Source organism: Psychromonas ingrahamii 37 (assembly GCF_000015285.1).
Taxonomy (GTDB): domain Bacteria; phylum Pseudomonadota; class Gammaproteobacteria; order Enterobacterales; family Psychromonadaceae; genus Psychromonas; species Psychromonas ingrahamii.
Genome location: NC_008709.1, coordinates 4100434 through 4115357 on the forward strand (window position 1 = coordinate 4100434; position 14924 = coordinate 4115357).

12 protein-coding genes are annotated in these 14924 nt (G+C 43.0%); 4 read left to right on the forward strand and 8 right to left on the reverse strand.

Annotation, left to right across the window (positions count from 1 at the left end; translation table 11 throughout):
- The first annotated feature begins 203 nt into the window (after nucleotides 1–203).
- On the forward strand, nucleotides 204–2348 hold the full coding sequence (gene mltF / locus PING_RS17125; protein WP_157035399.1) for a membrane-bound lytic murein transglycosylase MltF: 2145 nt from the start codon (nucleotides 204–206) through the stop codon (nucleotides 2346–2348).
- A 686-nt stretch (nucleotides 2349–3034) separates the two neighbouring features.
- Here the strand turns inward: mltF and PING_RS17130 are convergent.
- Complete coding sequence (locus tag PING_RS17130; protein WP_011771559.1) at nucleotides 3035–3718, reverse strand: hypothetical protein; 684 nt, start codon at nucleotides 3716–3718, stop codon at nucleotides 3035–3037.
- 50 nt (nucleotides 3719–3768) lie between these two features.
- Nucleotides 3769–4515 carry a HEAT repeat domain-containing protein gene (locus PING_RS17135; RefSeq protein WP_011771560.1) on the reverse strand — a complete coding sequence of 249 codons (747 nt, stop codon included), beginning with the start codon at nucleotides 4513–4515 and terminating at the stop codon, nucleotides 3769–3771.
- Between the two features lie 460 nt (nucleotides 4516–4975).
- Here PING_RS17135 and PING_RS21155 point away from each other — a divergent pair, with 460 nt between their 5' ends.
- Nucleotides 4976–5146 (forward strand): hypothetical protein, encoded by a 171-nt coding sequence (locus PING_RS21155; protein ID WP_011771561.1) that lies wholly within the window; start codon nucleotides 4976–4978, stop codon nucleotides 5144–5146.
- Between the two features lie 6 nt (nucleotides 5147–5152).
- Nucleotides 5153–5701: a peptide deformylase gene (def, locus tag PING_RS17140; RefSeq protein WP_011771562.1), complete on the forward strand. Its 549-nt coding sequence runs from the start codon at nucleotides 5153–5155 to the stop codon at nucleotides 5699–5701.
- A gap of 35 nt (nucleotides 5702–5736) precedes the next feature.
- Here the strand turns inward: def and tadA are convergent, their stop codons facing one another.
- The 3 genes from tadA to ndk are packed head-to-tail and all read right to left on the reverse strand — an operon-like array spanning nucleotide 5737 to nucleotide 7598.
- Entirely contained in the window at nucleotides 5737–6267 is a 531-nt protein-coding gene (gene tadA, locus PING_RS17145; RefSeq protein WP_011771563.1) for a tRNA adenosine(34) deaminase TadA, read from the reverse strand.
- Nucleotides 6267–7139 (reverse strand): prepilin peptidase, encoded by an 873-nt coding sequence (locus PING_RS17150; RefSeq protein WP_011771564.1) that lies wholly within the window; start codon nucleotides 7137–7139, stop codon nucleotides 6267–6269. Before PING_RS17150 ends, tadA begins: the two co-directional genes overlap by 1 nt.
- A 24-nt stretch (nucleotides 7140–7163) precedes the next feature.
- Nucleotides 7164–7598, reverse strand: a complete 435-nt coding sequence (ndk, locus tag PING_RS17155) for a nucleoside-diphosphate kinase (RefSeq protein ID WP_011771565.1) — start codon at nucleotides 7596–7598, stop codon at nucleotides 7164–7166.
- Nucleotides 7599–7676: 78 nt separating this feature from the next.
- On the opposite strand from ndk, the gene PING_RS17160 reads away from it, so the two are divergent.
- Complete coding sequence (locus tag PING_RS17160) at nucleotides 7677–8555, forward strand: endonuclease/exonuclease/phosphatase family protein (protein ID WP_011771566.1); 879 nt, start codon at nucleotides 7677–7679, stop codon at nucleotides 8553–8555.
- A gap of 163 nt (nucleotides 8556–8718) precedes the next feature.
- On the opposite strand, the gene PING_RS17165 is transcribed toward PING_RS17160, so the two are convergent.
- Genes PING_RS17165 through PING_RS17175 form a run of 3 tightly spaced genes read right to left on the reverse strand, consistent with a single transcriptional unit; the run spans nucleotide 8719 to nucleotide 14916 of the window.
- On the reverse strand, nucleotides 8719–10890 hold the full coding sequence (locus PING_RS17165; RefSeq protein ID WP_041766659.1) for a putative bifunctional diguanylate cyclase/phosphodiesterase: 2172 nt from the start codon (nucleotides 10888–10890) through the stop codon (nucleotides 8719–8721).
- On the reverse strand, nucleotides 10856–13762 hold the full coding sequence (locus PING_RS17170; RefSeq protein WP_011771568.1) for a cache domain-containing protein: 2907 nt from the start codon (nucleotides 13760–13762) through the stop codon (nucleotides 10856–10858). Before PING_RS17170 ends, PING_RS17165 begins: the two co-directional genes overlap by 35 nt.
- On the reverse strand, nucleotides 13759–14916 hold the full coding sequence (locus PING_RS17175; protein WP_011771569.1) for an ABC transporter substrate-binding protein: 1158 nt from the start codon (nucleotides 14914–14916) through the stop codon (nucleotides 13759–13761). The genes PING_RS17170 and PING_RS17175 overlap by 4 nt, the downstream gene beginning before the upstream one ends.
- Nucleotides 14917–14924 lie beyond the last annotated feature (8 nt).

The following is a 14924-nucleotide window of genomic DNA, read 5'->3' on the forward strand; positions in this document are numbered from 1 at the left end:
CTCTTCCTATAATAGAATTGCCTTCACATCCAGACCTATTTGACATAATTGGTATTAATAGCCGTATTATATGCATAAAGCATTTTATATTAAATAGAAACCCTCTATAGTCGAACTTAATTTATTTTTGATAATGTTATCTTCGCAACATTCACCTGGAAATCCAGACGACTCCACTCAAAAATCATTATATGGATCTAAAGATGCCTTTTATAAAATTCAAGCAATCAATAGCATGGCTCTCTTTTAGTTTTTTATTGTTCTTACTAACTGCCTGCAACCCTTTTTTACAGACCACTCACTTAGAAAATATTCAAAAGCGGGGTGATATTATGATGGGCACGATCAATGGATCCCTGACTTATAGTTTTGACGGCAGTGTTTACAGCGGTTTTGACTATGAACTGGGCAAACAGCTCGCTGATGAGCTGAACGTTAAATTAACCATCAAAGAATACGCGACATTCGAAGCGTTATTTAAGGCTTTAGATAATAATAAAGTGGATTTTCTCGCTGCGGGACTGACATTAACCCCTAAAAGAGCGCAAAAATATCGCAGCTCCCCTCCTTATTATTTTGCATCTCAAAAATTAGTTTATCGCAAGGGCAGTTATCGTCCTCGGGAAGCAACAGACATTAATGCCCCTGTCTTTGTTCTTAAAGATAGCAGCCATGAGGAAACACTGGACAAATTGTTAAGCGCAATGCCTGAACTTGAAGTGAACATCTTAGAAAATGCAGATCAGGAGACTTTACTGCGAAAAGTCGCCGAAGAAGAGATTACCTTTGCCATTGTCGACAGCTCGACACTGGCGCAAAAACAACTTTATTATCCGGTTTTAACAGAAGCCTTTACGATCTCGAAAAAGCAACCCGTCGCCTGGTTATTGAAGCGTCACCAGGATGATACGCTGTACTCTGCGATCATTGAATTTATGGGTAACAGATACAATGACCAGACCATCGCCAAGCTTGAAGAAAAATATTTTGGTCACGTCAGGCAGTTTGATTTTGTTGATACAAAAGTATTTTTACGACGCAACCAAAGCATCCTGCCTGAATTTGAAAGTTTATTTAAAAAACATGCCACATCTGAAGTGGATTGGTTATTACTCGCCGCGGTCAGTTATCAGGAATCGCATTGGGATCCAAAAGCCGAATCACCCACAGGTGTTCGCGGCATGATGATGTTAACCCTTGATACGGCAGATTATATAGGTATAAAAAACAGATTAGATCCCGCTCAAAGTATCAAGGGAGGTGCTGACTATCTAACAAAGCTCATTAAACGTCTGCCCAATAGTATTCCTGATGATGAAAAAATCTGGTTTGCATTAGCCAGTTATAACCTTGGTTACGGGCATGTAATGGATGCCCGGCGGATCACTCTGAAGAAAAAACAAAATCCTGATGCATGGTCAGATGTTAAAGCAAACTTGCCACTGCTTCATGAAAAAAAATGGTATAGCCAATCTAGATACGGTTATGCGCGTGGGCGGGAAGCCCAACATTATGTCAACAATATCCGTCAATATTTAAAAACATTAACCTGGTTTATTGCCGAGAGAACAAAACAGGAGGCTGAACAAAAAATCGAACTGGCAGTACAAGCCAAGCTTGCAGCTGAACAAAAACGGGCAGCAAAAGCCAAGCTCGAAGCTGAACAAAAAAGTAGTCCAGCAGAAAAAGCCAAGCTGGAAGCGCAGCAAAAAATCGAACTGGCAGAAAAAGCCGAGCAGGAGGCGCAGCAAAAAAGCAGACTGGCAGAAAAAGCCAAGCAGGAGGCGCAGCAAAAAAGTAGACTGGCAGAAAAAGCCGAGCAGGAGTCTGAACAAAAAATTGAACTGGCAGAAAAAGCCAAGCTAGAAGCTGAACAACAAATCGAACTGGCCGCAAAAGTTAAGCTGGAAGTTGAACAACAAATCGAACTGGCCGCAAAAGCCAAATTGGAAGCTGAACAACAAATCGAACTGGCCGCAAAAGCCAAGCAGGAGGCTGAACAAAAAATCGAACTGGCCGCAAAAGCTAAGCAGGAGGCTGAACAAAAAATCGAACTGGCCGCAAAAGCCAAGCAGGAGGCTGAACAAAAAATCGAACTGGCCGCAAAAGCCAAGCAGGAGGCTGAACAAGAACTAGTGGCTAAAGCCAAACTGGAGGATGAGCAGGAACTGGGGGCTAAAGCCCTACTTGCAGCTGAACAGGAACCGACAGCGGAACAGGAACCAGCAACTGAACAGGAGCCGGCAGCTGAACAGGAGCCGGCAGCTCAAGAAAAGAAACAGGCAGAGACCAAAGAAGTGCAGGAGACGGAAGTCGCGACAGCAGATATAACCGCGGTCAGCAAATAACAGGCAAGTAAAAACAGAGAAGCTGAATAATGTCAGCGCTGCGGCGGGCCCTTCAGACCTAAACTACTTGAAGATTCAGATTCAGGTAGTTTGGGCCTAAATAAAAGAGCTGTTAATCTTTTTCTCCAGAGTTACTGTTAGGGTCACTGACTGTTTTTGCTGTTACCGGTAAACCTCTTCTGCACATATACCCATGTTACTTCAGATGCTTTGTCAGGCGCAAGCTCGGAGACCAGAGTAAGACGCAACATGAGGTAATGGTTATTCCCTTTCCGATTGGTGCAACGCAGCGCTGGTTTTCGAGCTAGCGCCCCGTAGGGCAAGGAAAATTGTGCCAATCTGCGTTGTTATAAAGTCGCTATGTAGAATAACTATACTTCAATTTTATGCCTAGCATCTCAGCACAATTTTTCTTGCTGACTTTGCATCTTGAAGTATCATGGGTATAAGCAACCGCCAGCTAATCCTAAAATGCTCCCGCTAGCGAGCGTAAAATCCTATTTCTCCTTTAAATAGATATGCCATAACGCCAAGACTTTAGCTTTATGGGTATATAGTCAAAGGTAAAAGACAATATGCGGATCCATTAACGCATGGATCTCTGATAAAGAGGCTTTCCTTGACTGATTTATAGGTTTAACAGCCTTTTAGAAAATCAACAGCCTAAAATTACAAATGATTTACGATTAAATACTGTATCCCGGATGACTGGCAAAGGCATTATCAATGACTAAGTTACCACGTTGACGTGCTCTTTGGCGCATAGCCGATGTTGTTCTCGCACCCGCCGCAAAAAACCACCACAAATAAAGAGCGCCGTACATCCATGCACCATTATAACCCCAGCTTGAGTCTGCCCCGCTACCAGAACCAAACACTGAACCCGATGGAAAATTTGCATTATGCGACTTCCCACCTTGATGGCGAGACTCATGTAACAGCGTTTCTGCACGCCCGGGTACATCTTTTGAATAGAAAAAACCAAGATAGAGTTCCACTCTATCGTTAACAAAAAATCCTGAAAAAGAAGCCGCTATCGCGGAGCCGTCACCACACTTAGCGCGAAGATCATCAATATTATTTCGCACATATCGGCGTCCCCAATTGAGGATCGGTGAACTCCAGCTGTCGTTGGTATAATCATTGGCTGAATAGGTTAACAACCAGCAAGCGTTAAAGGCACGCGCCAACGGTTTAGTACTATTGCAAGGGTCATGCCAGCCAAAGCCGTCGTCCCAATAATTCTTATTGCCACTAAACCCGTAGACGTTCCAGGCGTAATCAATAAAAGGCTGGTAACAAATATGCGGACCATAAAGATTATCACCAGAAGTATTCATATTTGGTACAGAGTAGGTACAGGAAGCCATGGTATTACTCCTTAGTTAGTTTTAATGTTAACCGTTTTTCAAAAAACAGATCAGTCGCGACAATGTTTAGCTGACGAGTCACTTTTTGGTGCAGGGATATCGCTATCATCCTGATTCCTAATAAATAATCCCCCTTCTGCCTGCTCTGCATTACGAACATCAGTGCGCTTAATCTTTAACAGATCATGATGCCGCTTGGGTAACTCGCTCTTGAGTTTCTCCAGCATATTTTCACCACCAACAGCTAACAATGCTTGAGTGGCGGCGCGACGGACTGAAAAAACTTCATGACTAATATTACCGAACAAAACTTTAATCGCATCATCATTGCCATTAGCCGCCAACCGTTCCAGTCCTTCTATCGCGGTAGTACGTATCATCACTTCCTCTCCAACCGAGGTAAAACTATGAGGGTCTTTACTTTTTTCTTCTGGAATCTCTTCGGCCAAAATCTTATCAAAAAATGCCAATCCATTTTGATCCTGAAGCTCAACAGCAAGCATAGTCAATCCCCATCGATCAAGATAAGCATCTTCTGCCAAATCAAAGTATTCTTCCTGGATAATTTGGGAGGTGAGCTTCGATTTTCGGCATAACTTGTCAACACATAAGCGATATTTTTCTTCAGCCAATTCACCCGAACCGCCCATTCGATTTACCGCCTCAACAATCAATTCTGTGAGTTCATTTTCTTTGCTGTACTTTTCAAATCTAAAAGGGTGAGCAATCTCTTTCACCTTCAGCTGATCATTGATATCCAGGGATGGTGTATCGCCGCGTTGATCTCGTTTTTTCATAATTTATCCTCCAGTAGTGTAAAGAGTATAGGAAGCATACAAGCCATTTACAAAAAAAATGCGGATTTGAATAGGACGTTTTTTCTTATTATGTTGTGATTGTGACGATACTTTATAGAATTCATAATTTGTTATTCTCCTTCGAAAATATCCGTATTTTATGGCTGTCCCGCAGTGTCAGAATAGTTGCAAGGAAGACTTAATTAAGTTTTCATCATTATCTAAGGGGGATGTATGGCGGCGATGTATAGACGCCCCCTAAAATAAATTTAGAAACCATAAGCTGATCTACTTAGCCACCACAGTAAAATAAATGCGAGTCCCCTTGAGCTTGGCCTTTATCAGCTATCAATAAAATAGATATATTCATTAACAACGGACTGACAAACCTTGAATACTAGAATTTATTTATGAACACTTATACAATGCAGTGAAATGTTAAATAAAGGGTGAATTAGTTATGTCTGAGAAAGTAATTCAATTCGAATTTGAAAAGCACAATAAAAACAGCATTCGCTATAAAGAAGTACCTGAAGACGGGTTGCCACCTGTTTTAGGATCTATCTACGTTCAAAAATGGTTTGCGGGCGAGAGTAAAAATATTGAAGTAACGATTAAGAGAAAAGACTAAAGCGAAATGAATCAAACTAAAAACAAGTCATATCCCATTGCTCAATTGGGCCATCCAGTATTAAGACAAAGAGCGACTGAGGTTGAAAATGTGCTTGCCGATGAATGTCAGCAATTAATTAATCAAATGATGTTCGCTGTATCAGAAGCCGGTGGTGTCGGTATTGCAGCACCACAAATTCATCATAGTGTGCGCATGTTTATTATGTGTTCTAAACCCAATGCTCGTTACCCGGACGCGCCATTAATGGCACCAACAGCGATCATTAACCCTGAAATATTGCATTATTCCAGTGACAAAGTGAAAGGCTGGGAAGGCTGTTTAAGTGTACCTAGTATGCGCGGTTTAGTACCAAGGCATAGCCAAATCACTGTCCGTTATGTTGATCAACAAGGTAATAAACAGCAGCAGGAATTAACGGGGTTTATTGCCCGTATTTTTCAGCACGAATTAGATCATTTGAACGGCTTAACCTTTATTGACCAGTTAGAATCGACGCAAGATTTAATCAGTGAAGTTGAATGGTATCAACAGTTCGCTTCTATACAAAGTTAACTGTTTTCAGGCTCCACTCACTCGATAATTCATTTTTAAGCGGGCAGAGTAGAATCAATTAATTGCTTCTTCAACTGTTTTTTTTCTAAACGGCGGCGCTTAAAAAAAGCACTTATTTTTGTGGCACTTTCTTCTGCAAAAACACCGGCAGTTACCTCCAGCTGATGATTTAACTGTTCACTCTGCACAAGGTTAAATACCGAACCCGCAGCACCGGTTTTATAATCACCGGCACCATAAACAAGACGCTTAATGCGCGCATGCACTAATGCACCCGCACACATCGCGCAGGGCTCTAGGGTGACATATAACGTACAGTCAATTAAACGGTAATTTTGAATTTTTTGACCCGCACTTTGTATTGCCATAATCTCCGCATGAGCACAGGCATTATGATTAATAATGGATAAATTCCAACCTTCCGCCACTATTTTATTGTCTTTAACAATCACCGCGCCAACCGGGATCTCACCGAACGATTCGGCTTTATCTGCTAAAGAGAGCGCGTAGGCCATCCATTTTTGATCATTGTGTTGCTGCGCCGTCAATGTCTTGTCATTTGACATTATAAAACCAGTGAATAATAGATTTCAGTTAACCTATCCCCGTAAACCAGAAATAACCACCCCGCAACGGCAAGATAGGGACCAAAGGGCATTGGCCGACTCTGTTTATCCTTGGAGGCTAACATAATGGCAATACCGATAATTGCCCCGGAAAAAGAAGAAAGTAAAATAATAAGCGGTAATGCCTGCCAGCCGAACCACGCCCCTAAAGCCGCCAATAATTTAAAATCACCATATCCCATTCCCTCTTTGCCGGTGACAATTTTAAATCCCCAATAGATAGACCAAAGTGTTAAATAACCAAAGATGGCGCCTAATACCGCACTGCTTATATCGGTAAAAGTGCCGGAAATATTGATTAATAGACCTAACCACAATAACGGCAGCGTCAGGTTATCGGGTAATAACATCGTATCAAAATCAATAAAAGTCAGGCTGATTAATACCCAGGTAAAGACTAAAGCAAATAATAATGGCCAGCCAAACGGTACCAGATAAGCAACAGCCAAGGACAGCATAGCGGTTAATAATTCAATACTTGGATAACGTTTGCTGATTTTACAGCTACAATGCTTACAGCGTCCCTTTTGTAACAACCAGCTGATCACCGGGATATTTTCCGTTGGACCTATCAAATGATGACAGCTTGGACAACGCGAATGAGGTAAGACAAGATTAAAGGTATCTGGCTCAATATTGATATTGACATCGGGAAAAGAGTCCGCACATTCCGCTTTCCATTCCCGCTCCATCATCACAGGCAAACGATAGATAACAACATTTAAAAATGAACCTATCAACAAGCCCAGAATAGTGACTATCCCGTAAAGGTATGGAGGGGAATACTCTAACAAGATGACAATATCATTCATAAAATTACCCAGCTTTCACTCATTTTAATCTGCTGCTGGTGGGCATATTTCATCATCGCTAAAAAAGAAGGCGATTTCTTTTGCCGCAGAAGCGGGGCTATCGGATCCATGCACTGCATTACAGCGGGTAGATTCAGCAAAATCAGCACGAATAGTACCGGCAGCCGCTTGCGTAGGATCGGTTTTTCCGATCATTTCACGATACAGATTGATTGCATTTTCAGCTTGTAAAACCTGCACGACCATCGGCCCGGAAGTCATAAAATCAATTAATGGTTGGTAAAACTCTCGGCCTTTATGCTCTGCATAAAAAGCCTCAGCTTGCTCACTGGTTAGGCGAACCATTTTTATAGCAACAGGCTGTAAGCCAGCACGTTCAAAACGCGCTAAAATTCTACCAGTAAGGTGTTTACCTACGGCGTCGGGTTTAATGATTGAAAGTGTTCTTTCTAATGGCATAATGATGACTTAAATATTAATGAACAGAATGCCTAATATAACCGTATAATCCCTCGCCATCAATAAGAAGATGAATAGATGAAACGCAATCTCACACTTCTCTCTACAAAAGTGATACTGACAGTCTATTTACCCATTGTGATTATCCTGATCGGAGTATTAGCGACTTTCCCCAAATCACCGCAGTATTTAACCGTATCGGATAATAATGAACAGCTTTATTTACAAAGCTGCCCTGAACTTACGGCAGTCAAACCGGCTTCCGGTTTAACACAAAAACTCGGACTTCCCTTTACCCTGTTGAATTGGAATATCTTCAAACAACAAAATATAAACTGGCAAAAAACGCTGCAAAAATGGAGTCAAAAATCTGATCTGCTTACTCTGCAGGAGATAAAATATTCGCCCGCATTTATAAATTTCAGCAGGATTAACAGCTTTTTTTATTTTCAAAATAACGCATTCCAGTATCAGAATGTTGTCTATGGGGTGAATACACTCAGTAAAGTTAGACCAAGTTATGTTTGCGGCACACGCTTTGGTGAGCCTTGGACAATTATCCCAAAAACAGGATTAGCAACCATCTATCCCTTAGATAACCTCCCGGATTCATTATTACTTATCAATATTCATGGTGTGAATTTCACTTTTACCGCCGCCCCCCTTGTTGATCAGATACAACCTTACTTAACACTGATCAAATCTCATGCCGGTCCGGTAATATTCAGTGGCGATTTTAATACTTGGTCTGCTCCTCGCTTAGAGCAGGTTGCTAAAATATTACAACAAGCGGATTTTCAAGAGGTATTATTTGAAAATGATCGACGTACTACTGTTTTTGGAAAGCCCCTGGATCATATTTATTATCGCGGGTTACGGGTGGTAGATAGCGAAAACTGGGCAACTAAAACATCGGATCATAATCCTCAATTTGTTACTTTTACACTCAAGAAGTAGGCAATGAAAATAAAGTGATTGACCGGATTCAGGTTGGATCAAGAATGAGTGCGTTATACAGAAACGAAAAAATAATCGAAACTATAACACCTTTGCCTATTTCACTTCGAGGAAGGTATTGCTGAGCCTAGTCAGCTGCTTCTTTCTATTCGTTTCTGCAATATCAAATCTTTGGCGAGCCTTTATGGCTGCGCAACAAAGCTTCCATATCCGATGCAATCAGCGGTCTGCTAAAATAATAGCCCTGCATTTCTTCGCAATGATGCTGACGTAAAAATTCCAGTTGAGATGCCTCTTCCACACCTTCCGCTATCACCGTTAACCCCAAATTATGTGCCATTGAAATAATCGCCTGAGTGACCGCGGCATCGCTAGGTTCAGTGGTCACATAGGTAATAAAGGAGCGGTCAATTTTAAGCTTATCGATCGGGAAACGTTTCAGATAACTCAGGCTTGAATAGCCGGTGCCAAAGTCATCTATCGCCAGATTGATACCTAAATCTTTCAGTTTATGTAAGGTCTCAACAGCACCTTCGACATCGTCCATCAACATATTCTCAGTGATCTCAAGCTCCAGACAATGAACTGGCAGACCCGTCTCTAACAACACTTTTGATACCAATTTATCAAGACTCTGTTTAGCGAACTGCTGCACTGATATATTCACTGCAATCTGAATCTCAGGCAAGCCATCATCTCGCCATTCTTTAACCTGACGACACGCTTCTCTGAGCACCCACTCGCCAATTGGTGAAATTAATCCGGTCTCCTCCGCGATCGGAATAAATTCAACCGGAGAAACCATTCCAAGTTCAGCACTATTCCAACGGAGCAGGGCTTCGGCACCAATAATACGCCCAGTCGGAATATCAATTTGCGGCTGGTAGTTGACCGAAAGTTCTTTATTATCAATAGCATGCCGTAAAAAACTTTCCAGTTCCAGGCGACGTTTCGCCACAACATTCATGGAGTTAACAAACAGTTCATAGTCATTCTTGCCCGCACGCTTAACGTAATACATAGCAGCATCAGCATTTTTAAGCAGGCTATCAACATTTTCACCATGATGCGGGAAGATCGCTATACCAATGCTCGGGGTGACAACAATGTCATGACCAGAAAGATTAATAATGTCCCCGATCGAATTAAGCACTCTTCTGGCAGCATGTTCCGCATCTTTTATTTTTCCGATCTCAGGCAATAATACTGTAAATTCATCACCACCAAGACGGGAAATCAGATTATCATCTATTGCATGGTTAAAATTCGTACCGCAGATACTATCACTACCGCGAACAATGTCGGTTAAACGTCTGGCCACTTCTTGTAAAAGTTGATCACCGATGCTGTGTCCAAGGGTATCGTTAATTCTTTTAAAGTTATCCAGATCCAGAAATAAAACCGCCCCAAGGTGACCATACTGTTTTGCCCGTTCCATCGCTAGCTCGACCCGTTTCCGAAAGGCATTGCGGTTAGCCAATCCGGTAAGGCTATCAAAGTGAGCCAGCTGAAGAATTTGGTCTTGTGCTTGTGTCAATTCAGTCACGTCAACCACGGTACCCGATACCACCTTGGCAGCACCGTTTTCGTCATAGAACACTTCAGCCTGATGCTGCACATTCAGGCGACTGCCGTCAGCTTGATTAAGACTATGATTCCAGCCGCCTCGTTGTTCTTCCTTGGCACCATGCCGCAGACCCTGAATCCAGCCCATGAAATCTTTTCGTTCGCCATGAGGCAGTCTGCTGATAAAACCGCGAAAGCTTGGTTTAGCAACGCCGCGACGTAACCACAGCATATGATAAAGCTGTTCTGACCAGTAAATTTCATTACTCTTAAGGTCCCACTCCCAATTACCCAGGCGAGCGATACGCTGAGCATTACCTAAGCGTGATTCACTTTTCTGCAATTCCTCTAACTGTTCGGTAATATCACTGGCCCTTACCATGTAGCGTAATCGGTGTGCCAGAATCTTCCAATTAAACGGTTTAGTGACAAAATCGGTGGCACCCGCTTCATAAGCCTGACGTACCGAATCCAGATCATCCTGTCCGGTTGCCATCAGTATCGGTACTAATTTACCGCAGGGAAAACGGCGCAGTTGTCTGCAGACTTCAAAACCATTCATGCCCGGCATTTCGACATCCAGCAGCACAATATCCGGCTGTACCGCCTCAAATAACGCTAATGCAGCAAAGCCATCTTCAGCTTCTATAACAGCAAAGTTTTCTTTGCCCAACGCCTGACGGGCCATAAGCCGGGCGGTGATATCATCATCAACCACTAATACTCTGGTCAATTTAATGGCTCCACTGTTCATCTGAATTTTCTGCATTATTATTCTCTTTAATTTTAATTAATGCCATCCTGACCCGTTGATATTCTCCATCAATACTTACGCACAGCGATGCAGCCTCCTCAAGATCTTTATCCCGCACCCTTTTTTCCAGCGTTTTACACAATTCAGCCAGCTTATGAGCACCCAGATTATAGCTACTGGATTTGAAACTATGGGCCGCCTTGCGCAGTGCTTCAGGATCGGAGCGCGCGAGCCCCTGATTTAACTGTTCGATATCGGCAGGGGATTTTTCCAGATAAGCATCAACAATACGATTAAAGAAACCGTCGTTATCATCCATCTCCTGAAGCTGCGCAATAATTGCAGGCAACAGCGGTTCATTTGACACAGCTATTTCAGGCTCAATAACCTTCGTCGCCGTTGCTTTCTCAACAGCCATTTCAGGCTCAACAACCGCCATCAAGCCTGAATCAGCAGAAAGCCAGCGCTGCAGCAGGACTACAATTTGCGCTTTATTAAATGGCTTGGACAGATAATCATCCATACCGGCACTGATGCAGCGCTGCCGGTCCTCGATCATTGCGTTTGCGGTAAGGGCAATAATTGGTAGGCGCGGCGATCCGTTTTCCTGCTCTTTCTGACGGATTAACTCCGTTGCCCGATAACCATCCATCACCGGCATCTGGCAATCCATCAACACCAGATCATAGTTTTGTTCCTTTAATTGCTTCAGTGCTTCGACACCATTCCCGGCTAAATGCAGATCAACACCTAAACCACTCAAAATCTGCATGGCGAATTCCTGATTAACCGGATGATCTTCCACCAACAGTATCTTACCCTGCAGTGTTATCTGTTGTTGCTCAAGGGTGCTTACGGGCAAAGTTTCATCACTCAAAATCTGCTCAGTAGGCTTTAACTTAAGGTCAAACCAGAAGGTCGTTCCCTGACCTAACTCACTACTAAAGCCTATACTTCCACCCATCATTTCTATCAGCTGTTTGGATATAGCCAAACCTAATCCGGTACCACCATAATTACGGGTGGTTGAACTGTCAGCCTGAGAGAATGACTCAAAAATTTTATCCTGATTCTCAGGCGCAATACCTATGCCACTATCCCGCACCCTGATCTGCAATGATAACGCCGTCGCCGACTGTTCAAAAATGACCGCAGACACCAAAACTTCACCACGCTGGGTAAACTTAATAGCATTACTAATCAGATTAGTTAAGACCTGCCGCAAGCGAATCCTATCGCCAAGCACCCAGGTATCCATTTCCTGGGGCAAATTATAATTTAGTTGTAATCCTTTTTTCTTAGCCAGAGGGCTAAGCGAAGTAACCAAATGCTTAATCAGCTCCTGTAATTGCATAGGATGGTTGTCCAGCTGCAGTTTACCCGCCTCAATTTTAGAAAAATCCAGAATATCATTAATAATATCCAGCAATCCGAAGCCGGAGGATTTGATCATTTCCATAAAACGACGCTGTTCGCTACTTAGTTCGGTTTCCAGTACCAGCTCAGTCATACCCAGTACGCCGTTCATTGGGGTGCGAATCTCATGACTCATGGTCGCCAAAAATTCACTTTTAGCCTGGCTGGCCTTCACTGCGATCTCTTTTTCATGCAGTGCCTGCTGGATATTCTTGCGAATAGAGGCTTCCATAAAGACAAAAGACTCCGCCAGACGCCCCACTTCATCACTATATTTCATCGCCAAACGTTTGATTTTTATGGTGTCAGGGTTTTGCTGACTGAAATCCTGGGTTGGTAATGCCTTAGCATAAGATGCCAGGGTGTTCAGCGGACGGGAGATTCGAAACACTAAAAGCAGTGCGGCAGCTAAACCTACCAGAGAAATCAGGGCAATAATAATACTCTGCCGCTTGATAAGGTTTTTACCCGGCGCTTTGATTTCGGCCATCGGAACGACCACCCCCAGATACCAGTCGAATGCTTTAAAGTAGCTGGTGAAAACTTCTACCTCACGATCACCGGAAAAGGGATCGTTATAACTGATGGCGCTCTTATTTTTGCCATTTACGGCAATAATTTTATCCAGTACGCTGCTGTATCGGGGCAGCCACCCGGAGGTATCTTTAAACTTATCTAAGTTATCTAAGTTATCTAAGTTATCTTCCGGAGGGGCAATAAGAATTTTTTTATCACCATCAAAGAGAAAAGCATAGCCAGTTTTTGCTATCTGAATCTTAGTAAAGGTTTGGGTCAGGGTGGCAATAATACTGTCCATCTTACGCTGGCTTTCCTGCTCAACATTATCAAAATTGACAACCACAGCCAAGGTCCAGGACCAACCATTAACGGGCAGAAACTGTCCCATAAATTGACTCGGTTTTGTCTGCCAAGGTTTCTGCCAGGAAAATATCGCCGTATCGCCGCGCGGTTCTAACTGATCGTCCCGCATCGCGTCATAAATCAAACGCCCTTTAACGTCCCGAATATCAGTAATAGCCACCCCATTGAGCTTAGATTGACTAGAGGAAAGGATAGTACCCTTGTGATCAAACAGAAAAATGTCACCGCTAGGGTAATCAACTTTAGACAACCAGCGCTTTGCTCTTTGCTGCGCTTCCTCTTTTGACAAACGGCCACCTTGACTCAGCAGCATAAATTCGTGCAGCACAGAATTGCTTACTTTTGCAGTCTGTACCATCTCTTTTTTTAACTGTGTTAACAGCTCAATTTTGTCACTGATTAGCTGATCGTAACTACTGCGAATATTCAGTTCAGCCAGTTGCAGCACATTTTCAGCCGATGACTGCTCCGCCCGAAGCATAGCGCTGCCGACATCACGTTGAGTAAAGTACAAAGTAGCCGCAGAAGTGATCACCAGCACCAGCAGAATCAGCGCCACCACCTTAAATTTCAGCGAAGTAAAGATCATTGTGGAATCTCAATCTGCCAGTATAATTTATCCGCTGCAGCAAGCAGGTCGGCATTGACATACAGACCTATTTTTTCCGCGGTTTTCATATTCATGACCACACTGAAGGACCCTTCAAAGCGCTGTTTCAAATTGTGCGGTATAGCGCCGTTAATGATTTTCCCAACATTATCAGCCACAAACAGCCCTTCAGGTCCGATTCCCGAGCGCGGGATCAGACTTAACAGTAAGCCATAACGCACTTCCTGTTCTCCATTCTGTGCGAATGTTGGAATACCGTAGCGATTAGCAATCTTTACAAGCTTGGGAATGCTTTTAGCGTTTACTCCCCCTTGAGCAGAAACAAAAATAGCATCAACTTTCTGTGCCAGTTTATTGAAGCACTCTAGAACACTCTGATCCGCCCGCTGTTGATCGGCAATATCACTTTGGGTATAACAAGGCACTATTTCAAATTCCAGTTCAGCCGAGACCTGTTCAATCAAATCCATACCCGCATAGCTTCTGCCACTGAGGGTATTTTCATAAAGCACGCCCAATTTTTTAAATTCGATCAGCTCATGAAAAACCTGTATCTGTTGTGATAGAAGACTAGGATCGTAACTGGCAAAGACATGATCATAACCAGAATCATCAGATGTATGAATAATGCCTGAACGCAGGGGATCAGAAGTAGAAATTACAACAGTAGGTACATGATGAAGATTATTGGCCAGATCCTGCCCTGCCCAAGTCCCAACAGCAAACACCATATCAATATCCTTGCTATGATTGAACCTTGCGATCAGGCTGTTACGCACTTTTTTCCGAACAATCTCGTCCCAGCCGGCTGAAAAGTAACCATCAGCAACAAACTCCAAATACTCGCTGTTAATATTATTCGACAACCACTGCCACAATTTGCGGGTATCTTTATTGGGAAAGTCAGGTAGATAAAATGGTTCAATCCAACCTAACTGGCTCAGACCTTTGGCCGTTGCATACAAATAATCATAATAAGATACGTACTCACCGCCCTGATAGTATGCGATACGCCAAGGTTTATCTGGCTTAGCTTGCGGACGAGTGCTGAAATTCTCAGCACTGACACTCGCTGTCAGAACACTGCAGCACAGTACTAACCAGATAAAAATGCCTTGTTTTTTTTTCCTCATTTTTCTGT